Consider the following 21,714-nt stretch of genomic DNA (forward strand, 5'->3'; position numbering starts at 1 on the left):
TAAAATCTTTCAAAGAACTCTTTCTTTAGTTGCTAAGAGAAGTTGTATTTCTCAAAAGCGAGTGCAAAGGTATAAACATTTTCCGAAACCACCAAATATTTCCAAGAAAAAGTTTGAAAATTAACAGTATTTTAACACTTTCATCTTATTTTGCACTTATTTTGATACCAAACACTTTATTATATACATACACGCGCTCATATCTGCGTGTGGGCACACATGCATGCACATATACATAATGGTACCAGAAAACTATTCTGCCTCCAGATAGAGAACACGAGACGACCAGTCGTTCTTCTTACCCCAGTCTACCTCATGAACATACGGCATTTCCAAGCCATGTTCCATAAGATACTTACCAGAGTATGATTTTCCCTCACAATCAAGAGGCCTGTTATCAATTACATCAAGTTCTTTTACCTTATACATCTTATTCTCATCCAAACCAGCCATCTTAACTCTTGGCAAATGAACATTATAGAAGTTTGCCAATTTCCACCAATAGAAGACAGCCTTGTCTTTTGCTTCACTAACATACATAATAGAAGATAAGCCCTGATTATCGTACGGAGAAACCAAACGATAAAGGTCGCCAAACTGAACGACAGGACGGATTTCCTTGTATTCAGAGATAGCCTTTCGACAAAGAGCCTTCTCCTCATCCGTCATATTCTTTGGCTGGATTTCCATTCCAAGTCGTCCGCTCATAGCCACATCAATACGATACTTCAAAGAAGTAGTGCGGAATACGGTATGGTTTGGCACAGCAGAGATATGACTTGCCATGGCGATGGCTGGGAAGAAATAGCTGGTTCCATACTGCATATAAATACGCTGCATGGCATCCGTATTATCACTTACCCAAAACTCATCAAAACCACGGAGCATGCCCCAATTGGCACGGCCACCGCCACTTGCGCAACATTGAATCACCACATCCTTATACTTAGCACGAATACGGTCGACAACCTTCGCAAATCCCTGATGATAAGCGATGTAGAGATGGCTCTGATCGGCTGCAGACAAGTATTGGCTGCCATGATTCATAATAGGCATATTGGCATCCCACTTAATGTAGGCTATATCTGGATATTTAGTAAGTAAATTGTCTACTACACCGAAAACAAAGTCCTGTACTTTTGGATTTGAGAGATCGAGCACCAGCTGGGTACCGCCACGGCCCAGAACAGCATCTCGCTTAGGAGCCTTGATAACCCAATCAGGATGCTTCTCATAGAGCATACTGGTAGTATTGGTCATTTCCGGTTCGATCCAGATACCAAACTTTACCTGGTTTTTCCTGGCATCATTCAGCAAGCCTTCAATGCCATTAGGAAGTTTCTTGGTATCAACCACCCAGTCGCCGAGTGCACAGTTATCAGTAACACGAGGATATTTGGTTCCGAACCATCCATCATCCATTACGAAGAGTTCACCACCCATACTATGGATATCAGCCATCATCTGGTCCATTCCCTTCTGGTTGATGTCGAAATAAACACCTTCCCAAGAGTTGAGCAAGATATCACGCTCCTTATCTCCATGTGCCAAGATATATTTGCGTCCCCATTTATGGAAGTTTCTACTTGCACCGCTCAAGCCCTGCGTTGAATAAGTCAAAGCGAGTGCTGGAGTCTTGAAAGTTTCACCCTTCTTGAGATGATATTCTGAATTCTGCTCATTGATACCAGCAAAGAAATAATGATATTCTGTATCATCAGTTACAGTCTTAAGCTTATAGTTTCCGCTATAGGCAAGTGCAGCACCTATAACGGCACCCGTATTCTCCTGTCCCTTTCCATTGAGAGAGAACATCACCTCGGCATGATCGGTATGAGAATTACGCACACCATCATTATTGCGGATGACAAACTCGCCTGGCTGCAACTTCTCATGACTCAACTGAGCCTCAGCAGCCCATGTGCCAGAGAGATGACTCATCCATACATCACCACGGCGGATAGGAAGCATAGCTGATGCAAAGGTAGTCAGAGTAACAGTACCCTTCTCTCCATTACTGATTTCAGTCCAAGCCTCAATCATATCCACATCCTTATAGGCACGGTACTTCAGATCCACCTTGATATTATAAACAGGATCCTTGAGATGGATGGTAGTAACTGTGGCATTAGCCTCCTGCTTCACATCGCTACCGGTAGCCACGAGAGCAGTAGAAAGATTACCATCGCTGTGACGCATGGCGAGTGCAGCTTCTACAGGAGTATTCAGACCGTATGCAGGATAAGCATCCATACGACCATTGGTAGCTACTGTGAGATTCTGCAAATCAGCAGCGTTCAGCTTAGAACCGAAATAGAGATACTGTGCAGGTTTTCCGTTCTCCACATCGAGGATGAGCGAAATCCCCTTACTGTTTACCGAAACTTGTTCTGCCATCGCAGGCATGGCGATGGTCATCAGCAAGAGTGCAAGTGATTTTAATTTCATCATATTTATTATATACGTTATTAGTTATTGCTATTGATAAGTTTTCGAATGCAAAAATAAGAAAATAAACAAGAACCACCAACCCTTTCTTGATTTATTTTTGGAATAAAGCATAAAAAGTCAAACATCAAGCAAATAAAGCAAATAGAAGAGCCGGAAGCAGGGATAAACACCCCAGATTATCACATCCATATCATAACAATCACTAAAAAAATCATTAAAGTCGGAATTTCTTAGTATCTTTGCCCCGCAAACATCATATATCATACAATCCAAAAGAGACAAAAGAAATAAAGCTATATGAAACTCAAAATACATTTCAGTCACAAGGAGGAACTTTGGAACACCTGGTCGCATGCCGGAGGCATCCTGATGGGCGTTGTCGTAGGAGCCATCTTCCTTTATTGGTGCTTTACCATGCACAACGGATGGGCCACGGCAGGCATCATCCTCTACCTGTTCGGTATGCTGATGTCTTACATCGCATCTACCACCTACCACGCCATCTCTGCATGGAGCAAGTGGAAGGAGCGACTGCGCAAATGGGATCATGCCGCCATCTACTGGCACATTGCCGGTTCTTACTCTCCTATCACCCTGATTGCGATGCGCGAACAAGGCTATTGGGGATGGAGCCTCTTTATCTTCATCTGGACATGCGCCATAGCAGGCACGGTGATGAGCTTTGCCAAACTCAAGGACCACAGTAATCTGGAGACGCTCTGCTTTGTGGGTATGGGATTATCGGTACTTGTCGCATTCAAGCCTCTGATAGATTCCGTATCCCCAGCCACGGTTATCTGGATTATCGCAGAGGGCGTCTGCTACATCACGGGTGCCGTGTTCTACAGTATCAACAAGAAGAAATACATGCACTCCGTGTTCCACTTCTTCGTCCTGGCAGGTAGCGTCTGCCACATCATCGCCGTTTGGGACATTCTGATGAAATACATTTAAGGAAGTGTGAAGAGCATTTCATGACTCCATGGTTTATTCAATTCTCGAAATCAGGAATCCCGAGGTGCAAGTGGAGTATGTACTTCCTTGAAAAACAGAAATGAAGGTGCGTCATGGATTTATGACACACCCAAATCGGACTTCATTGAAATACGGATATTGGAAATCAAGGAATTACACAACAAGCGGCTGCAAAATCTTGCGGTAACTCTTGAAAACTTTCGACCTGTACGGTTGAAATTACCTTATACGCCCTGACAGGGCAGAGAGGGTGTGTCATAAGTTCTTTTCTTATTATTAACAATATACCAGCAAGGGTTCGCCACGCGCACACGTATAGATATTTTTTCTCGAAAAAAGTATCAAAGTCTCATTATTTATATAAAACCTAATGCTATATATCTAACACTCAGATGTTTTTAACGAATGAGACTTCTCTAAAAATAGAGAAAGAAGTATCATAGAAGTATCATTAATTAAGGAAATGTATCATAAAAATGCTAACAAGAAGCAGAAAATGTGCCCTCTGTGCCCACTAGCGGGTCCCACCATGCCCGTCGCATGGGCATCCGCAGAACAAGCGCTGGGCATCCGCAGAACAAGCGCTGGGCAACAAGTGCCCGTAGAACGGGCAACAAGTGCCCAAAAGACGGAATCAATTTTGGGCAATACAGATAAGAGTTTACACTGTTTACAATTGCAGCTTTTTGCCCAGGCACTTTCTGTCTTGAACAATGGCGAAAAGAGTTATTTCGATACGCAGCAGGTGAGGGTGACTATCTTACTGCCGTCGAGATTTTCGACTATCTGAAGAAGCAGATTGGTTCATCGTTCAAGGTAAACAGTCTGATGGGATTCGGCAGAAAACTGGCGAATATGAGTGAGTTGAAACACAAGAAATTTGCAGATGGAACGAAGTATCTTGTAAAGAAAAAGTGAAACAATGATACTTCTATGATACATTAATGAGACTTCCCGGCATCAGAACCGAGAAGTCTCATTCTTCTTATCTTATTATCTATCAAGTATTTAAGTCGGTATTTTCAACAAAAAAAATGAGACTATGAGACTTTTTTCAAAAAAACTATTCACGTAAGCGAAAACTATGAACCTTTTAAGCTGACCTTAGAAGAAAGTTCCATGGAAAATATGTCTTACCGACCATAATCAATCTTGCCATACTGTATATTGGTTGTTCCCTGCTATTAGGGCTTACTAAGGTCTAGACCCATTAGACAATGCTCATGCCGAGCATACAAACAACAGAAAAGCCTATCCTCTCGGACAAGCTTTTTCAACCGTACAGGTCGAAAACTTTCCTGCTATTATTTCACAAGAACATATTAAATAATCATCTTAAAATACCAAATTCCCCATCCAAGTAAAACCAACACAAGAATGTTAACCAACAATGAAATACGAGTCAAAAGAACCGGAACTTTACCTATAAAGTTACGCATCTTTTCACTTCTTAATTCAATACCATTTCTTTGTTTCATTTCTGAACTAGCCATATCTACTAAACTTAATTTCCTAATTCCAATTGATTTTTCACCAAATTATAATAAACACCCCGCATAGCGGTCAAGGTTTTATGATTACCCACTTCTACCACAGAGCCATGATCCAATACAATAATCTGATCAGCATTTTTAACTGTACTTAAACGATGCGCTACTACCACAACCGTTTTACCTTGGTAAAACCTATCCAAATTTTCTACTATCTTTCGCTCGTTATTGGCATCCAAAGCATTAGTAGCCTCATCCAAAAAAATATAATCGGGGTTTCTGTATACAGCTCTCGCTATCAAAATACGCTGCTTCTGCCCTTGACTCAATCCTACTCCGCCTTTTCCCACCAACGTATTGTAGTGTAAAGGCAATTTAACTATAAACTCATCGGCACATGCTATTTTCGCTGCCCATAACAATCGGTCTTTGTCTATACTATTGTCATCAGCAGCAATATTACGCGCAATCGTATCAGAAAACACAACACCTTCCTGCATAACAACACCACACTGACGTCGCCACCACTTTTTATTAATAGCTTCAATATCCACACCCCCGATTTTCAGTTTACCTCGCAATGGTTCATAATATCCTAGCATCATTTTAGTTAAAGTAGTTTTTCCACTTCCAGAAGCTCCTACAATAGCAGTTATCTTACCTTTAGGAATATGAATATTCACATTATCTATAGTATATTCCTCAGCATATTCATCATATTTGAATACCAAATCATTCATTTCAATGCCTTTTTGCGGCTCATCCAAAGCGACCTTCAAACCCGGTTTTCCATCCTCTATTTTCTTACGATGAATCTCATTGATACGCTCCAAGCTAATCCTGACATCCTGAATGGAATAAAAGAATTGCATCAATTGCTCTAAAGGATAATTAAGCTGACCTATGATATACTGTACCGCAAGCATCATACCTAATGTCATCTGTCCATCTATTACTGCAGCGGCAGCAATTACTGTAATAATTATATTTTTAATCTCATTTACAAAAATACTACCAGCCTCTTGTATTTGCTGGAGTTTCTGTATCTTCAACTCCACTTTGAACAATTCTGCTTGGACATCTTCCCAGTCCCAGCGACGTCGCTGCTCGCAATCCTGCAATTTGATTTCATGTATAGATGTTATGAACTCATACGTTTTATTGTTGTTTTCAGACTGCGCCTCAAAAAGTTCACAATCCAATATTTTTCTTGATTTCAAAAATAGAGCCATCCAACCACCATATAACAAACTGCCAACAATAAATATAGTAAATATCAATTTGTTATAAAATAACAAGACTATACTAAAAACGATAAAAGTCAACATTGCAAAAGAAACATTCAACACCTTTTGAGTTAAGAAAGTATTCACCCTCTGATGATCATTCATTCTTTGCAACAAGTCACCCATCAATTTTGTATCAAGGAATGACATCGGCAACTTCAATAATTTAATAAAGAAGTCGCTGACCATAGAAACATTGATACGTAGATTGACATGAAGTAACATCCATCTTCTTAAGAAATCAATGACCGTTCGACTTACAGTCAACACCAATTGCCCCAAGAGAATCAGCCAAACGATTTTCAAATCATTATGCTTAATTCCAACATCAACTATAGATTGAGTCAAAAAGGGAAGAACCAATTGAATAAGACACCCGACCATTAAGCCCAACAACACCTGTAAAAAATAAGAACGGTATTTCTTAACATACCCCCATAAGAAGCCAAAAGAACGGCGTTCCCCATTTTGATTATCCCCATTCATATTGTAAGAAAAGAACTTCTGAGTTGGTTCCAAGAACATGACAATTCCTTTATCTAACCCTTGCGAACAAGTACTAGTCCAATGCTGAGCAAACTCCTTTTGATTATAAGTCACCAATCCCTTTCCAGGATCTGCAACATAAAATTTTCGAGAACCTTTTACTTTATATAAAACAACAAAATGGCACTGGTCCCAATGTAACAAACACGGCATTGGACCTTTAATTAAGTCAGAAACAGCAACTTTTGCACAAAGTGCATGGAAACCAATTTCGGTAGCAGCACCATTTAATCCAAGCATAGAAACCCCTTGTGTCGTAGCCGAACAAATCTTTGACAGAGAATCAATCGAATAATCCCTGCCAAAGTACTTACATATCATTTGCAAACAAGCCACACCGCATTGCATGCTGTCGTGTTGGAAAATTATTGGAAATTTCATTATCTTCTTTTATTTAAAATGTCCCTTTATCTGTATCAACATTTTGAATTTTCTTCTTAATGTTTATCTTTTTTCCTGTGGAGAAATTCCAGCTAAAACCTATTGTCCACATAGATTTATTATCTAAAATCTTTGAATTACAAGAATTCTGCAAAACTTTATTTGGCAAAGTTTCAGTATGGTATTTAGAAACCGAAAACAGCCAATAGCATCCCATAGTCAAGCGGAAGTCCTTGTGCTGCCAATACATTTGAAAGTTATTGGCATTTTCATCTTGTAAAAGACAAGAACCATCATTTTGTCGAGAAACCACACTCCCTTGATAAGATGCACCAAAATTTCCTTTTCTCACATCTATTGAATAATATAATGGTGCATACAATCGTTTATATTTCCCGATAAAAGAACTGCTTGACTTCTGTTCAACTATCATACCATATAATTTGAAATTCAGCAACTCATTCTTAAAGGGCTTGATATTTAACAAATACATACCACCATACTGCAACATGCTTTTAGCATTTTCTAATGTAGAGATTACATATTGCTTACTATTCTTTATTTCCAGTCTATAACTTGTATAAATAGGATCTTTCTCGTATGAACAAAGACCACCTAATCGCATTTTCAACCAACCAAAATCTAAACCATACACCACATTTGACATATAATTATTGCCGCTGTGCAAATAAGGATTTCCACAACGCAACAGTTCACGGGTTATGAGCACGGCATTGTCACCCAATTGTGATATGGTAGGAATAATTGGTGTAGATGTTATCTGAAACTGAAAATTCTGGTGCTCATTCACATTATAAGCCAATACAATCTTCGGCGTAAATAGCCATTTCAAGAATCTCGTATCATCATTATAAGTTCTGACAAAAGTCTCACCAATACTAATCTTATACAACAGTTTCTTCCAAGAATTACCATACTCTGCATACAAATAATGGTTATCATTACCTGAATGATACTTGTATTCTTTGGCTGCTGAGAAAATATTGGAAATCGTAGAAAGAGAAGAAGACAAAGTTGCTTTATATCCAATAGATATCGTACTTAAACCATTCTTCTTAGTATAAGCAACTTCTCCTATCAAAGACTTCTTATGATTTCTAAGTTTCATATCATCATTCATCAAACACTCTTCATTTTCAGACGACACTTCATATTTATTCCTTTTCTGTTCATTATAATAATATGTACCGGTCAAATCCACCACTATTTCTTGCTCATGAGGCAGATTCTTGGAAAAATAAACATCTAAAGAAGGATTAAATGTTCTTATATGACTATCTTCTTCTCCATTTTCTTCCCTATAGCCTTGACCATCAAGAGAAAGAATCTGACTATTGGCTTGCTTAAAATTCGTTTCAAACTTAGGAGAAAAAGCTATTTGAAATGTATGAGACCCAGAAATGTTTTGCGAAAACTTCATGTTGACATCATGAGTCGTATATCCAAATTTATCTCTCGAATTATAGAGATGAGCGTATTCCGTATCCTCTATTCTGTAGCGATAGTCATCCGAAGTTAGACGTTTCTTATAGTCACGATAACGCAAAGAATAATCTAAAGAAAACTGATGATTGCCAACAACTCGTTTAATATAAACATCATCATTTCCAAATCCTGTTGCAAATGCATGATCTGCCTCAAAGCCACCATTCCACCCTGTATCTAATCTTCTAGTAATCACATTAACAACAGTACCTGCTGCTGCATAACGAGCTGGAGGGATATTATAGTATTCCACCTTCAAAACCTTATCTGCCGGAATCATCTTTAAGTCATTATCCGTGGCTTTTATTCCATTGAGGAGTATCTGCACAGAACCACCACTTATTCTTTTTATTTTTTTACCCACCACATCCATAGACAAGTCCTCTACCGTTCCCAACAAATCACTTGACTGACGAGCATTTTTAATTTGTTCTTTGGAAAACGTATAAACAGTCTTATCTATATAATTTATCTTGCGAGAGCCCTTTATCACCACATCACTTAAGTTAAAAGAGGTCTCCTCTATCACAAAATCTTTAGTGATGACATTTCCTGTCGATGGCATACGCAATCGGATTATTTCTGTTTTAGATAGGAAACCAACAGCAGACGCAACTACCCGATACTTTCCTGCCACCATAGCAGGAAGAGTATATTTGCCTTCCATATCAGAAACACAGCCACACAAAAACTTAGTTGAATCGACAGAAGAATAAACTGCCACATTGACGAATGGCTGCATATTTCCCGCAGAATCAGTAATCTTACCCTGTAAAACAACTTGAGCATCAACAGGAACAAGACAAATCATATGAAGTAATAAAATTATAAGCGTTCTCATTTTCATCCTATAAGATAGTTTTGAATTTCAACATATTGTAAATCTTAAAAAATCAACTCATTTTCCTTAAGAGTGTAATCAGGAGCTTTACATGTCTGTCCTACAGAAAGATGAATATTAACCACAGCACCATAATTTCCCCCCTCAGGCAGTTTATAGTACTCTAATTCTACTATCATGTCTAAAGGAATGACTTTTAATTGAGTATAGATGCCAGGAGTAACATACGTCCCATTCAAGAAAAAGCAAACACTTTCACCCGTACTAGAGTCAATCCAATCATTGCCATCTTTTTTAATTTCAGGAAGCATTGCCAAGGCATCAACAACATATTTTGCATTGCTTTTCTTCTTTAATCCTGCCAAAGGATACACTATCTTTTTAATCCTTGGAGTCAAAGCATCATTACATTTTTCCATTTTCACATTGATAGTAGCATTACCACTAAAAGGCTTACCATCCATGTATTCAGGAATCTCCTTCAAATTAAACTCCTTAGTCTTATATCCGAAAGCACTGACCACATAATGATATTGCTTCTTATAATTATATGGCTTCAAATAATAATTACCCTGCATACCACTTACAGAGAAATATTCCATTTTATCAGTATCCGTCAAATCATAAACACAGATTGTAGCAAAAGGTATCATCACCTGCTTACCTTCCACCTCTGTATATACATTTCCACTTATCCAAATTTCAGATTGCGCTTTCAACATAATGCTAATCATCAGCATTACCAATATCATCATGCTCTTTTTCATATCTCTTTAAAATCATTTTTTGTTTAACATTAAAAAGAATAACATCCTCCATTGTCATTCCTTTATCGAAAGGGAATGGACAAGATATATCATCAGGATTTGTATGTTCTAATAATTTCTGAGAACAAATACCAGGACAACATGGAAGCAATTTGCAAGCCTGACATTTAGCCGGAAACTTTAGCGCCAACCGCGTTTCTAACCGCTGAGTATCCCAAACTATCAAACCAGACTCTGCCAAATATCCATAATGATATTCCTCTCTAAAATCTCTTGCTGTACATTTGAATATCTTACCATCATAATTAATTATTGCCTGATTGTAATTATCAGCCTCGCAACCACAATAAGTATGAGTAAAGGCCATTGAGCTTAACATGAAACCCGCCTGATTAATCTTATTTATTGCATTCCACAAACTTTCAAGACCAATCTTCCCTTCATCAGTTTGCCAAACTTTCTGAAGACAACACTTCAATCTCAAACTCATTAAACTTTACCAAATTTTTCTTTTTCATTTTTTCAAATTTAAAAATTGTTACTAACTTTCTAATCACAATTCGTAAAAGAATTTAACATTTAATTCTTTTGTCAGAATTCTAATAATTATATAACCGGTCAATATTACTTATTATACAATGATTAAAGGAAGATTATTTCATCTTCATCACCTATCTCATCACCATCAGGAATATAAATTTTGGTTCCATTCCCTAATGTCACCCAATAGCCTCCTCCATAGACCTGTGACATTTCATCTTTTGTTAATATTTCTATTTTCATATTTCTGTTATTTTTGTTTTACGGCTGCAAAGGTACAGACTTTTCTGTATATCATTTCTAACGAAAAACTAATGTTTTTCTAATATTTTGCCTGCATTTTTATTAGAACACACTACACATTATTATATTAAAGCAAAAAAACAAGCATTAATCATTTGCAGTTTCCTTTTTTTTAATTACCTTTGCACGAAAAAGCATTCATATGAAGAAAGTACATATCATTTCGCTAATTGCTATCATTACAATTACTTGCCTGCAAGGATTTAATATATTCTTGCAATACAAGAACTATGCATTCGAGGAAATGGATAAGATAAATGAAACCTTATACAGCTCCATAGACGAAGAACTAAATTTAAGAAACAGAAAAGCTATTCAACCCGATAAGCTGGGAGAACAACATTTCATATACAAAGAATGCACACCAAATGAAAGAAATATAACAAATGGAGACAAGGAAATCGACCTGAGAGTTTTTGATGCCAAAGAATTAAAAAGAAAAGGATTGATTCGCTCTTCCACTGACATTCTCAATCTCACAATGCAAGACCATAATCTGGAAAAAGGAAATGATATCAACCTTTCCACATTAGACACAGTATTTACAAAGAATCTGAAGACAAAATACAAGCATATCATATATTTACTTGACAATAAGAAAAAGCATATTAAGTTTGCTGGATGCAAGGAAGAAGACATAAGTAATTGGCACATATCTAATGACGTGGCTGTCAATCTTGCCAAACCACGTTTTATACGAGTTGCTATACTTATCACTCCATCACAATTCATCATACAATCTTTTTGGGCTTTAGTCTTATCTGTCCTTTTCGTTATAATAGCAGCTATTTGCATTGGCTACCAACTGCGTGAGATAAAAAAACGTGATGAACTACTAAAGAGCAGAGCATTAACCGTAAACAGTATTATCCACGATTTAAAGTCTCCAATCAATAGCATCATTGCACTTATGGGAGTCATCAAACTCAAAATCATGGATGAGCCAACTAAAAGACTAACTGGACAAATAATCAACAAGTCCAAACTGCTCGTAAACGACATAGAGACTATCCTTTCCACAGCTAGTGATGGAAGAAGGATTATCTTAAATCCCGAAAAGGTTGATGTTGTTGAGTTGGCAAATCAGGCTAAGTCTGATATTGACATTATCTACAAGGACAAAGAGCATACTATTACCATCAACAACAACGATGTAAAAGGCGACTCTATCATAAACGCAGACAAAATGTACCTGCTCAACGTTATCAGAAACCTCATGGAGAATGCTGTAAAATATGCAGACAAAGGCGTTATTGTTAATGTTTCCATCAAAAAAGACAGCAATGGACTACAGGTTTGCATAGCAGACAACGGATGGGGCATCAGCAAGAAAGATCAAAAACTGATATTCAAGCAGTTTTATCGAGTACCACATGAGCATGGACCTAGAGGGCATGGCATCGGATTGGCACTTGTAAAATATGTAGTAGAATCACATGGAGGCCATATTTTAGTTAAAAGCGAAGTAGGTAAAGGCAGCAAATTTATCTTTAATATTCCCTCAATTTAAAACATAATAAAAAGACATCATGGACAAGATAAAAGTTCTCATCGTTGATGACGATGCTATATTAGGCGCAACTCTTACACTAGGGCTGGATGCACTAGGCATGCAACCTATCTATCAAACCTCCTTGACAGGTCTGCAGTCTGCCATACAATCAGCATCCCCTAACATCATATTGCTTGATGTAGAAATCGGAGAAGACAATGGTATCGACCAAATGCAACAGCTCAAACTATATGCACCCAACATACCTGTTATATTCATGTCATCACATATAGACGCAGGATATTTGACTAGAGCCATTGGAGAGGGAGCTGTCAACTTTCTTAAAAAACCCTTTGAAATAGAAGAACTTGTAGCCTATATTCTGCGATTTGCCAATATTGAAAATAAAAAAGATGCAGCATCCATCGTATCCATAGGAACACATTCACTCAATATCAAGACAAGGGAGCTATCCTTAAATGATAAAACAGAATACAGACTTACAACGAAACAATTTCAAGTCATTGTTTTCCTCTTGGAACATCAAGGCGAAACGGTCACCCGACAAGAATTGAAACACGAACTTTGGCCAGACGGGAATGACTCCGATGCTAGTCTCGACAACTACATTTCGCAACTGCGCAAGATATTTGTTGCAGATAAAGGCATCAATATCATAACTGTCCCTAAAATGGGCTTCAAACTCGAAATCTCTTAAAGTGTAAAGGCACTGAAAAGTGAAGGCTTTTCGGTGCCTTTGCTTTTTATAATAAGGTGATATTGTTAACATTACGTTAAAGTATGAAAATAATTGCCCAAAAGTTTGGAACTTATTGAGAAAAAGCATACCTTTGCAGTGTTCTATTGAAGTAGTACACTAAAACATTAAAGATTATGATACAGATTAAAGACATTGATTTTAGATACCCAGGTAGCAAGCACCTTGTATTTAGAGATTTCTCTTTGGAACTCAAGGAGAACAATATTTATGGCTTGCTTGGTAAGAACGGTACAGGCAAGAGCACCCTGCTCTACCTCATCAGCGGATTGCTCCGCCAGCAACAAGGTACCGTTCTCGTGGATGGCATTTCGGCACAAGATCGCAAAGCCGAGATGCTGAAGGACATCTTCATGGTGCCTGAAGAGTTTGAACTGCCAAACGTTTCCCTCGCCACCTACGTGAAGATGAATCAGGGGTTCTATCCTAACTTCTCGCAGGAAGTGCTGGACCGTTGCCTCAAGGATTTTGATTTACCACTCTCTCTCAAGTTGAACGAACTCTCGATGGGACAGAAGAAGAAGGTATTCATGAGTTTCGCACTCGCCACGGGTACCCGCTTTCTTCTGATGGACGAGCCAACAAATGGTCTCGACATCCCATCGAAGAGCCAGTTCCGTAAGGTCATCGCCAACAACATGACGGAAGACCGCACCCTCATCATCTCAACTCATCAGGTGCACGATGTAGAGTCACTGCTCGACCACATCATCATCATGAACCAGAGCCAGCTTCTGCTCGATGCATCGGTTTCAGAAATCTGCGGGAAATACACCTTCGAATATCGCAACCCACAGGAAATGGACGACACCGTGCTCTACGCCGAGCCAACCCTGCAGGGCAATGCCGCCATCTGCAAGCGACAGGAGGGTGAGCAGGAAACACAGATGAACCTGGAATTGCTCTTCAATGCAGTGATTAATAAAAAATTAAACGATTAAATGATTAGACGATTATGAAAAAGAATTTCGATTTACATAGATTAGGAATGATTATCCGTTGGGATGTATTAAACAACTGGACCCATAATTTGGGAGTTATTGCAGGACTCGCCATCTGTTTTTCAATCACAAACATCATCCGGCTTTACAAAATTAGTGGCTTTATTGCAGCATCCCATGAACTAGATGCCATGACCGACAGTTATAAGAAATCCGCATATATGTTCTTTGGATTCATTTCTTTTATGGTCATTTACGTATTGGCATCTTGCATCTTCAGAAACATGAAGACCAAGTTACAGCGCGAAAGTTTCCTGATGCTTCCTGCCACTAACCTGGAAAAATATGTGGCTCGATTCCTGGTTGTTACCGTTGGTGGTCTTGTGACTTTGCTAGGAGCCTTGGTCATTTCAGATGTTATCCAGCTCATCTTTAGCTTTTTCATCACTCCAGGCTTCCATATCAGCCTTACATGGCCAGTACTCAGCCACACCATTTTTGCCCTTTCCCCAATAGACAACTCTTGGCAAACAATTCTGGAGTTCTACTCCTTCCTGATATTTGCCCATTCCTTCGCAACCCTGGGAGGAGCCTTCTACCGTAAGTTTCCTGTGCTTCTGACAGCATGTACGGGATTGGCACTTTGTCTGATTTTGGGTTATATTATCAACGAACTGGGTGAAGCCGGATGGCTTGATTTCGTAGGAACCTTGCACATCGAAGAGGGTTCTTCTGCTCAATATTGTGCTGTATTCACCTCGTCTGCAGTATTTCTTGCTTTGACTGCCTTCAACTATTGGGCATCTTACAAGCTCTTCACCCGTATGCAGGTTATCTGCAACAAGTGGATCAACATCTAAGAATTAAAATTTGAAGATTATGAATTTCAGTAATGATAAAGCAATATACGTACAGATAGCCGAGCGACTGAGCGATGAGATTCTGGCGGGCAAGTACAAGGAAGACGAGAGAATACCGAGCGTCAGGGAATACGCCGTGCTGCTGGAGGTAAATGCCAACACAACCGTGAAGGCATACGACCTGCTTGCCACCGATGAGATTATCTACAACAAGCGAGGCCTAGGCTACTTTGTTTCCGCTGGAGCCAAGAAGCAGATTAAAAAGACCCGCAAAAAGGAGTTTATGAAAGAAAGACTCCCGGAACTCGCCCGACAAATGCAGCTTCTCGACATCTCCATCGATGAAGTGAAGGAAGAGTTGGAGAAGAATCTCAAAAAGATAAAGATATGATGACACTATTCATCCTCAAATATATATTTATAGCTTCTGTTTTTGCCTTATATATAATAAGGTGTATGTAATAACGTTTTAAAAAAAGAGTTACGCTTGCAACTTTCTGAAAGTTGCAAGCGTCTAATGGTTTAAATTGATATCCATAAAACGAAAGTAATATGTCATTAATTCATCTAAAAGACGTCAACAAGACCTATCAGGGTGCTCAGCCACTCCATGTGCTGAAGGGCATCGACCTCGACATCGAACGTGGCGAGTTCGTCAGCATCATGGGTGCTTCCGGCTCGGGAAAATCCACCTTATTAAATATACTGGGTATTCTCGACAACTACGATACGGGCGAATACCGACTCAATGATGTGCTCATCAAAGACCTCTCGGAAACCCGTGCTGCCGAATACCGCAACAAGATGATCGGCTTCATCTTCCAGTCGTTCAACCTCATCTCGTTCAAGACAGCGGTAGAAAACGTAGAACTTCCACTCTTCTACCAGGGCGTGAGCCGCAAGAAGCGCCACGAACTGGCGATGGAATATCTCGAAAAACTGGGCTTGAAGCAATGGGCCAACCATTATCCTAACGAGATGTCGGGAGGACAGAAGCAGCGTGTAGCCATCGCCCGTGCCCTCATCACCAAACCCGAAATCATCCTTGCCGATGAGCCTACCGGAGCTCTCGACTCCAAAACGAGCGTGGAAGTGATGGACCTGCTGAAGGAACTGCACCAGAAAGAGGGAATGACTATCGTGGTGGTAACCCACGAAAGCGGTGTTGCCAACGAGACCGATAAGGTTATCCATATCAAGGACGGACTCATCGGAAGCATCGAAGACAACAGAGACCATCATCTCGTATCGAAAGACTACGTGAAATAACTTTGAACTTGGAACATGAGAGAATTAATCAAAGAAATATGGAGCACGTCGAAGCGCAACAAGCTCCGCACTTCGCTCACGGGATTTGCCGTTGCCTGGGGAATCTTCATGCTGATATTCCTGCTGGGCGCCGGAAACGGACTGATTAATGCCCAGTTGCAGCAAAGCACCCGATTCCTTGCCAACTCCATGCGAGTATTCCCGGGCGAAACCTCCAAGGCTTACAAGGGACTGAAGGAAGGCAGAAGCATCACGCTCAACGACAAGGATATCCTCATCAGCAACAAGACCTACGGTCAATACATAGATGATGTGGGCGGAAGACTGGAACAGTATAACGTGAACATCAACTACGGCGATAATTATGTGGCAAGCCAGTCATTGGTGGGTGTGGCTCCTACGCATCCCAAAATCGACAAGACGGAGATGATAGCCGGACGATTCATCAACGAAATCGATATGAAGGAGCAGCGCAAGAATGTGGTGCTGAGCCGAAGCCAGGCCAAGGAACTCTGCAAAGACTACCGTTCGCTGGTGGGCAAGAACGTAAAAATCAGCAACCTCAACTTCCAGGTGGTGGGAATCTACAAGGATGATGAATCGCGCAATAATACCGAAGCCTTCATCGCCTACTCCACCATAAAGACCATCTACGCCAAGGGCGATGATGCGGGAAGTCTGGAGTTTACCATCAAGAATCTGAAGACCAGGGAGGACAATAAGCAGTTTGAAAAGAACTACCGCGCCAGCATCAACAACAACCATCAGGCAGCACCTGATGACGAGCGAACCATCTGGCTCTGGAACCGATACATGGACAACATCCAGATGAACCAGGGAATCGCCATCATGCAGACGGCCCTCTGGATAGTAGGTCTGTTCACCCTACTGAGCGGAATCGTGGGCGTAAGCAACATCATGCTCATCACCGTGAAGGAGCGAACCCGAGAGTTTGGCGTAAGAAAAGCCATCGGCGCCAAACCTTGGTCGATACTGAAGCTCATCATCACCGAGAGCATCATCATCACCTCGTTCTTCGGCTACATCGGAATGGTATGCGGCGTGGCGGCAAACGAAATCATGGACGCAACCATCGGCCACACCACCGTAGATACCGGACTGTTTAAAGCCGCCATGTTTGTGAACCCTACGGTGGGCCTCGGCACCTGCATCGGCGCCACCATCACCATCGTCATCGCAGGCACCATCGCAGGACTCATCCCAGCCATCAAGGCTGCAAGAATCCGACCGATAGAAGCGCTGAGAGCGGAGTAATGCAAAATGTTGAATGTTAAGTGTTGAATGTTGAATTCATTCTTGCTTACACCTTATTATATATATAGAATAGGCTATGCGATTAGATTTAGATACATATAAAGAGATTCTCGACACCATCACGAGGAACAAGAGCCGCAGTCTGCTTACGGGCTTCGGTGTGTTCTGGGGCGTGTTTATGCTCATCGCCCTGATGGGTGGCGGACAGGGACTGAAGGAGATGCTGCAAAACAACTTCACAGGCTTTGCCACCAACACCGCTATCATCTGGGCGCAGAACACCACCAAACCCTACAAGGGATTCAACAAGGGGCGCTCCTGGCAGATGGAAGAGAAAGACCTGGACAGATTGCGCCACCAGGTGCCCGAACTCGATGTCATTACCCCGCTGCTCTTCGGCGGCAACAAGTCGGTGGTATTTGGCGACAAGAAATTCAGCGGCAGCACCCAGGGCGTAAATCCTGACTACGCCAAAGTTTCTGCGCCACAGATGTTTTACGGCAGATACATCAACGAGATGGATGTGCGCCAGCAGCGCAAGGTTTGCGTCATCGGTAAACAGATTTACAAGAATCTCTTTCCTGGCGGCGGTGATCCGTGCGGCAAGAGCGTAAGAGTAGACTCTACCTATTATATGGTGATAGGCGTAGATTACCGCTCGGGCAACGGCGTGAACTTCGGCGGTCGTGCCGATGAAACCATCACCCTGCCCCAATCGGTTTTGCGCAGCGCTTATAACCGGGGTAAGGCAGTAGACATCATAGCCACCACCGGCAAACCGGGCGTAGTGATGAGCAGCATTGCCCAGCGGATGAGAGAAACCGTGGCAAGAGCCCACAGCATCGACCCTACGGACGAAAAGGGCATTATGGTGTTCAATACCGAAGTTCTCTTCCAGATGCTCGACAACCTGTTCAAGGGCGTCAACTTCCTCATCTGGCTGGTAGGCATCGGTACCCTTCTCGCCGGCGCCATCGGAGTTTCCAATATCATGATGGTAACGGTAAAGGAGCGAACCACCGAGATAGGCATCCGCCGAGCCATCGGAGCCACGCCTAAGATGATTCTCTCGCAAATCATCTCCGAGAGTATTCTCCTCACCCTGGTAGCCGGCATGAGCGGCATTCTCTTCGGTGTTGCCATCCTGCAGATGCTGGAAGTAGGAAGTACCACGGATGGCATTCTTACCGCCCACTTCCAGGTAGATTTCTGGACGGCCATCTCTTCTGCCATCCTCATCTGCATCCTTGGCGGCCTAGCCGGACTCGCCCCTGCATGGCGAGCCATGAGCATCAAACCGGTAGATGCAATGAGAGACGAATAAATAACTTTGAACTTTGAGATTTGAACATTGAACTTTATGAAATGCTTCAAGTCAATATCTCAGAGTTCATCAGGTAATCATAAAGTTCAACGTTCAAAATTCAAAGTTCAATGTATAAAAAGTATTCAAAGTTGATTGTTGCGGCGATTGTCGCCTTGATTTTCATCGGAACCTTCGTGTTCCTTTATGAGAAATCGCAGCCGAAGCCTGTGGAGTATACTGAGTTTACTCCTAAGATGGCTGATGTTTTGAAAACTACCGTCATCACGGGCAAGATTGAGCCTCGCAACGAGGTGAGCGTAAAGCCTCAGATTAGCGGTATCATCACCGAGATTTGCAAAGAAGCGGGTGATTATGTTCAGGCGGGTGAGGTTATCGCCAAGGTAAAGGTGATTCCGGATATGGGACAGCTCAGTTCGGCTCAAGCACGCGTGCGCCTTGCTGAAATCAACCTGAAACAGGCACAGGTGGATTATGGCCGTGAGGAACAGCTCTTCAAGAAACATCTGGTCAGCGCCGATGAGTTTGATAAGGTAAAGCAGGCGATGAAACAGGCACGCGAGGAGGTTACCGCTGCTGAAGATGCTCTCCAGGTGGTGCACGATGGTGTAAGCAAGAGCAATGCCAGCGCTTCTTCCACCCTCATCCGTTCTACCATCTCAGGCATTATCCTCGATATTCCGGTCAAGGTGGGTAATTCGGTGATTCTTGCCAACACTTTCAACGATGGTACTACCATCGCCAGTGTAGCCAACATGAACGACCTCATCTTCCGTGGCAATATCGATGAAACCGAAGTGGGAAGTCTCGTTACAGGAATGCCGATGAAGATTACCATCGGAGCCTTGCAGAACCTCAACTTCGAGGCAAACCTGGAGTATATCTCTCCTAAGGCTGTAGAAAACAATGGTGCCAACCAGTTTGAGGTAAAGGCAGCCATCCGTTCTACCAAGGGCGGCAAGATTCGTTCCGGTTACAGCGCCAATGCCGAGATTGTACTGGCCAAGGCTACCCATGTACTCACCGTTCCGGAGAGTGCCATTGAGTTTAGCGGCGATTCTACCTTTGTATATATCATAAAAGGTAGCGGCGAGAAGAAGACTTATGAGCGCAAACAGGTAACTACCGGTTTGAGCGATGGAGTAAATATAGAAATCAAGAAGGGTCTGGGCCTCAAGGACAAGGTTCGCGGTCCTCAGGTAATAGCAGAAAATAAGGATGATGACGAATAGTCATCATCCTTATTCTTTTTTATAGGCATCAGATAACTTAGATGTTATCCTTTTCTATATCCTTGAAATAGCGGTAAGTACCCACCTTCAGTTCATCGCAGGCAATCTCATCACAAACGATGATACCATGCTGGTGCTGCTGCAGAGCGCTGATGGTCCAAGCCTGGGTAACAGGACCTTCGATGGCAGCCTGCAGGGCGCGGGCCTTGTTATGACCGTTGCAGAGAATCATTACCTCTCGGGCAGCCATCACGGTACCCACACCTACGGTCAGAGCCAGACTAGGTACCTTCTCAGGATCATTATCGAAGAAACGGGAGTTGGCAATCTTTGTATCTGTAGTGAGCGTCTTTACTCGGGTGCGGGAGGTAAGAGAAGAGAATGGCTCGTTGAAAGCGATATGGCCATCAGGACCGATACCACCGATAAAGAGGTCGATGCCACCCGCTTCTTCTATCATCTGCTCATAATGACGGCACTCCTCTTCCAGATTCTCGGCATTACCGTTCAGGATATGAATATTTTCCTTAGGGCAGTCGATATGATTGAAGAGATTGGTAGCCATGAAAGAGTGATAGCTCTCAGGATGGGATTCCGGCAAACCTACATATTCATCCATATTGAAGGTGATGACATGCTTGAACGAAACCTTGCCTTCTTTTACCGCCTTTACAAGATTGGCATACATGCCCTGAGGTGAAGAACCGGTTGGCAAACCCAGAACAAAAGGACGTTCAGCAGTTGGTTGAAATCTGTTAATTGTTTCAACTACATGATCAGCTGCCCACTTTGACAACTTCTCATAATCTTTTTCGATAATAACACGCATAATCTATTTCTTATTGTTTAGTTGTAAAATTCAGAAAACAAAAGTAATAAAAATCTGTTTCATTACCGCTAAAAGATGGCAAAAATTATATTTTTTTACAGTTTGCGGTATCTACTTCTTCATAGCCCTCCTGCTCTACATATTCATCAAAACCGATGCTGATATCGGCGCCATTCTGCTCGAAGAGACGCAGTAATTTCTGCTGCATATCGGGTGCGATGAGGATGGCGCCGCGCTTCGCCTTGCAATAGGTGCTTTCGCTGATATAGGGCGAAAAGTGCCAGAAATGAGGCGTATTGGCAGAAGGTATCGTGCCGAACATGCGGCGGAATCCGCGTGCCATGCGTATAATCTTCTTCTGAAGACGATAGGCGCAGCCCTGCTCGTTGCAGGCTATATGGTCCGGGTTCAGAATACTGAACACCTTTTCCGACTTACGCAACTTCTGATAACGCTCAAAACGAGCACAAAAATGATGTACCGGACACGCCTCCTTGAGACATACCGTATCAATGGAATGGATTGAAATATTGTTCATACTCATTACTTTTTTAGTTGGATAAATAATTTTTTCTACGAAAGATTGAGGGGCTGTTATCGGCAAACAGGAAACTGGCGAACCACAGAC

20 protein-coding genes are annotated in these 21,714 nt (G+C 41.6%); 11 read left to right on the plus strand and 9 right to left on the minus strand.

Annotated elements, in window-relative coordinates:
- Positions 1-252: 252 nt before the first annotated feature.
- Entirely contained in the window at positions 253-2,448 is a 2,196-nt protein-coding gene (locus tag DWV53_RS05610; RefSeq protein WP_118152327.1) for an alpha-galactosidase, read from the minus strand.
- A gap of 300 nt (positions 2,449-2,748) precedes the next feature.
- Between DWV53_RS05610 and trhA the strand changes: the two genes are divergently transcribed.
- On the plus strand, positions 2,749-3,405 hold the full coding sequence (trhA, locus tag DWV53_RS05615; RefSeq protein WP_118152224.1) for a PAQR family membrane homeostasis protein TrhA: 657 nt from the start codon (positions 2,749-2,751) through the stop codon (positions 3,403-3,405).
- Positions 3,406-4,224: 819 nt separating this feature from the next.
- Entirely contained in the window at positions 4,225-4,344 is a 120-nt protein-coding gene (locus tag DWV53_RS16070) for a hypothetical protein (RefSeq protein ID WP_259318916.1), read from the plus strand.
- Positions 4,345-4,748: 404 nt separating this feature from the next.
- On the opposite strand, the gene DWV53_RS15675 is transcribed toward DWV53_RS16070, so the two are convergent.
- From DWV53_RS15675 to DWV53_RS05645, 6 genes are all read right to left on the minus strand, one after another.
- Complete coding sequence (locus DWV53_RS15675) at positions 4,749-4,919, minus strand: hypothetical protein (protein ID WP_181992417.1); 171 nt, start codon at positions 4,917-4,919, stop codon at positions 4,749-4,751.
- An 11-nt stretch (positions 4,920-4,930) separates the two neighbouring features.
- A complete protein-coding gene (locus DWV53_RS05625; protein ID WP_118152228.1) occupies positions 4,931-7,129 on the minus strand; it encodes a peptidase domain-containing ABC transporter in 2,199 nt (732 codons plus the stop codon).
- Positions 7,130-7,142: 13 nt separating this feature from the next.
- Positions 7,143-9,476, minus strand: a complete 2,334-nt coding sequence (locus tag DWV53_RS05630; protein ID WP_181992418.1) for a carboxypeptidase regulatory-like domain-containing protein — start codon at positions 9,474-9,476, stop codon at positions 7,143-7,145.
- Between the two features lie 44 nt (positions 9,477-9,520).
- Positions 9,521-10,231 carry a hypothetical protein gene (locus DWV53_RS05635; RefSeq protein WP_147468741.1) on the minus strand — a complete coding sequence of 237 codons (711 nt, stop codon included), beginning with the start codon at positions 10,229-10,231 and terminating at the stop codon, positions 9,521-9,523.
- A complete protein-coding gene (locus DWV53_RS05640) occupies positions 10,203-10,733 on the minus strand; it encodes an SPASM domain-containing protein (protein WP_118152234.1) in 531 nt (176 codons plus the stop codon). Before DWV53_RS05640 ends, DWV53_RS05635 begins: the two co-directional genes overlap by 29 nt.
- A 152-nt stretch (positions 10,734-10,885) precedes the next feature.
- Positions 10,886-11,026 carry a bacteriocin gene (locus DWV53_RS05645; protein ID WP_118152236.1) on the minus strand — a complete coding sequence of 47 codons (141 nt, stop codon included), beginning with the start codon at positions 11,024-11,026 and terminating at the stop codon, positions 10,886-10,888.
- 202 nt (positions 11,027-11,228) lie between these two features.
- Here DWV53_RS05645 and DWV53_RS05650 point away from each other — a divergent pair, with 202 nt between their 5' ends.
- The 9 genes from DWV53_RS05650 to DWV53_RS05690 all read left to right on the plus strand — a co-directional run bounded on the left by DWV53_RS05650 (position 11,229) and on the right by DWV53_RS05690 (position 20,257).
- The gene (locus tag DWV53_RS05650; RefSeq protein WP_118152238.1) at positions 11,229-12,596 is read left to right on the plus strand and encodes a sensor histidine kinase; all 1,368 of its coding nucleotides are present in this window, start codon (positions 11,229-11,231) and stop codon (positions 12,594-12,596) included.
- A gap of 19 nt (positions 12,597-12,615) precedes the next feature.
- On the plus strand, positions 12,616-13,296 hold the full coding sequence (locus DWV53_RS05655) for a response regulator transcription factor (RefSeq protein WP_118152240.1): 681 nt from the start codon (positions 12,616-12,618) through the stop codon (positions 13,294-13,296).
- 176 nt (positions 13,297-13,472) lie between these two features.
- Positions 13,473-14,297 (plus strand): ABC transporter ATP-binding protein, encoded by an 825-nt coding sequence (locus DWV53_RS05660; RefSeq protein WP_118152242.1) that lies wholly within the window; start codon positions 13,473-13,475, stop codon positions 14,295-14,297.
- A gap of 14 nt (positions 14,298-14,311) precedes the next feature.
- Positions 14,312-15,157 (plus strand): hypothetical protein, encoded by an 846-nt coding sequence (locus DWV53_RS05665; protein ID WP_147468742.1) that lies wholly within the window; start codon positions 14,312-14,314, stop codon positions 15,155-15,157.
- Positions 15,158-15,176: 19 nt separating this feature from the next.
- The gene (locus DWV53_RS05670) at positions 15,177-15,548 is read left to right on the plus strand and encodes a GntR family transcriptional regulator (RefSeq protein WP_006848205.1); all 372 of its coding nucleotides are present in this window, start codon (positions 15,177-15,179) and stop codon (positions 15,546-15,548) included.
- A gap of 161 nt (positions 15,549-15,709) precedes the next feature.
- Entirely contained in the window at positions 15,710-16,426 is a 717-nt protein-coding gene (locus DWV53_RS05675; RefSeq protein ID WP_006848206.1) for an ABC transporter ATP-binding protein, read from the plus strand.
- Positions 16,427-16,441: 15 nt separating this feature from the next.
- Positions 16,442-17,701, plus strand: coding sequence for an ABC transporter permease (locus DWV53_RS05680; RefSeq protein WP_118152246.1), 1,260 nt, complete (start codon positions 16,442-16,444; stop codon positions 17,699-17,701).
- Between the two features lie 76 nt (positions 17,702-17,777).
- Positions 17,778-19,025 carry an ABC transporter permease gene (locus tag DWV53_RS05685; RefSeq protein WP_118065455.1) on the plus strand — a complete coding sequence of 416 codons (1,248 nt, stop codon included), beginning with the start codon at positions 17,778-17,780 and terminating at the stop codon, positions 19,023-19,025.
- A 110-nt stretch (positions 19,026-19,135) separates the two neighbouring features.
- Positions 19,136-20,257, plus strand: coding sequence for an efflux RND transporter periplasmic adaptor subunit (locus tag DWV53_RS05690; protein ID WP_118152247.1), 1,122 nt, complete (start codon positions 19,136-19,138; stop codon positions 20,255-20,257).
- A gap of 37 nt (positions 20,258-20,294) precedes the next feature.
- Here the strand turns inward: DWV53_RS05690 and nagB are convergent, their stop codons facing one another.
- Together nagB and DWV53_RS05700 are read right to left on the minus strand one after the other, a co-directional pair.
- Positions 20,295-21,086, minus strand: coding sequence for a glucosamine-6-phosphate deaminase (gene nagB, locus DWV53_RS05695; protein WP_118152249.1), 792 nt, complete (start codon positions 21,084-21,086; stop codon positions 20,295-20,297).
- Between the two features lie 85 nt (positions 21,087-21,171).
- Positions 21,172-21,624 carry a DUF6078 family protein gene (locus DWV53_RS05700; protein ID WP_147468743.1) on the minus strand — a complete coding sequence of 151 codons (453 nt, stop codon included), beginning with the start codon at positions 21,622-21,624 and terminating at the stop codon, positions 21,172-21,174.
- Positions 21,625-21,714: the final 90 nt, after the last annotated feature.

Source organism: Segatella copri, assembly GCF_003465495.1.
GTDB classification, from domain to species: Bacteria; Bacteroidota; Bacteroidia; order Bacteroidales; family Bacteroidaceae; genus Prevotella; species Prevotella copri_G.

What these genes read in the sequence shown, in the direction of transcription:
- DWV53_RS05610 (WP_118152327.1), bottom strand. Translation starts at nt 2,448, where the DNA reads ATGAAATTAAAATCACTTGCACTCTTGCTGATGACCATCGCCATGCCT.
- trhA (WP_118152224.1), top strand. Translation starts at nt 2,749, where the DNA reads ATGAAACTCAAAATACATTTCAGTCACAAGGAGGAACTTTGGAACACC.
- DWV53_RS15675 (WP_181992417.1), bottom strand. Translation starts at nt 4,919, where the DNA reads ATGGCTAGTTCAGAAATGAAACAAAGAAATGGTATTGAATTAAGAAGT.
- DWV53_RS05625 (WP_118152228.1), bottom strand. Translation starts at nt 7,129, where the DNA reads ATGAAATTTCCAATAATTTTCCAACACGACAGCATGCAATGCGGTGTG.
- DWV53_RS05630 (WP_181992418.1), bottom strand. Translation starts at nt 9,476, where the DNA reads ATGAGAACGCTTATAATTTTATTACTTCATATGATTTGTCTTGTTCCT.
- DWV53_RS05635 (WP_147468741.1), bottom strand. Translation starts at nt 10,231, where the DNA reads ATGATGATATTGGTAATGCTGATGATTAGCATTATGTTGAAAGCGCAA.
- DWV53_RS05640 (WP_118152234.1), bottom strand. Translation starts at nt 10,733, where the DNA reads ATGAGTTTGAGATTGAAGTGTTGTCTTCAGAAAGTTTGGCAAACTGAT.
- DWV53_RS05645 (WP_118152236.1), bottom strand. Translation starts at nt 11,026, where the DNA reads ATGAAAATAGAAATATTAACAAAAGATGAAATGTCACAGGTCTATGGA.
- DWV53_RS05650 (WP_118152238.1), top strand. Translation starts at nt 11,229, where the DNA reads ATGAAGAAAGTACATATCATTTCGCTAATTGCTATCATTACAATTACT.
- DWV53_RS05655 (WP_118152240.1), top strand. Translation starts at nt 12,616, where the DNA reads ATGGACAAGATAAAAGTTCTCATCGTTGATGACGATGCTATATTAGGC.
- DWV53_RS05660 (WP_118152242.1), top strand. Translation starts at nt 13,473, where the DNA reads ATGATACAGATTAAAGACATTGATTTTAGATACCCAGGTAGCAAGCAC.
- DWV53_RS05665 (WP_147468742.1), top strand. Translation starts at nt 14,312, where the DNA reads ATGAAAAAGAATTTCGATTTACATAGATTAGGAATGATTATCCGTTGG.
- DWV53_RS05670 (WP_006848205.1), top strand. Translation starts at nt 15,177, where the DNA reads ATGAATTTCAGTAATGATAAAGCAATATACGTACAGATAGCCGAGCGA.
- DWV53_RS05675 (WP_006848206.1), top strand. Translation starts at nt 15,710, where the DNA reads ATGTCATTAATTCATCTAAAAGACGTCAACAAGACCTATCAGGGTGCT.
- DWV53_RS05680 (WP_118152246.1), top strand. Translation starts at nt 16,442, where the DNA reads ATGAGAGAATTAATCAAAGAAATATGGAGCACGTCGAAGCGCAACAAG.
- DWV53_RS05685 (WP_118065455.1), top strand. Translation starts at nt 17,778, where the DNA reads ATGCGATTAGATTTAGATACATATAAAGAGATTCTCGACACCATCACG.
- DWV53_RS05690 (WP_118152247.1), top strand. Translation starts at nt 19,136, where the DNA reads ATGTATAAAAAGTATTCAAAGTTGATTGTTGCGGCGATTGTCGCCTTG.
- nagB (WP_118152249.1), bottom strand. Translation starts at nt 21,086, where the DNA reads ATGCGTGTTATTATCGAAAAAGATTATGAGAAGTTGTCAAAGTGGGCA.
- DWV53_RS05700 (WP_147468743.1), bottom strand. Translation starts at nt 21,624, where the DNA reads ATGAACAATATTTCAATCCATTCCATTGATACGGTATGTCTCAAGGAG.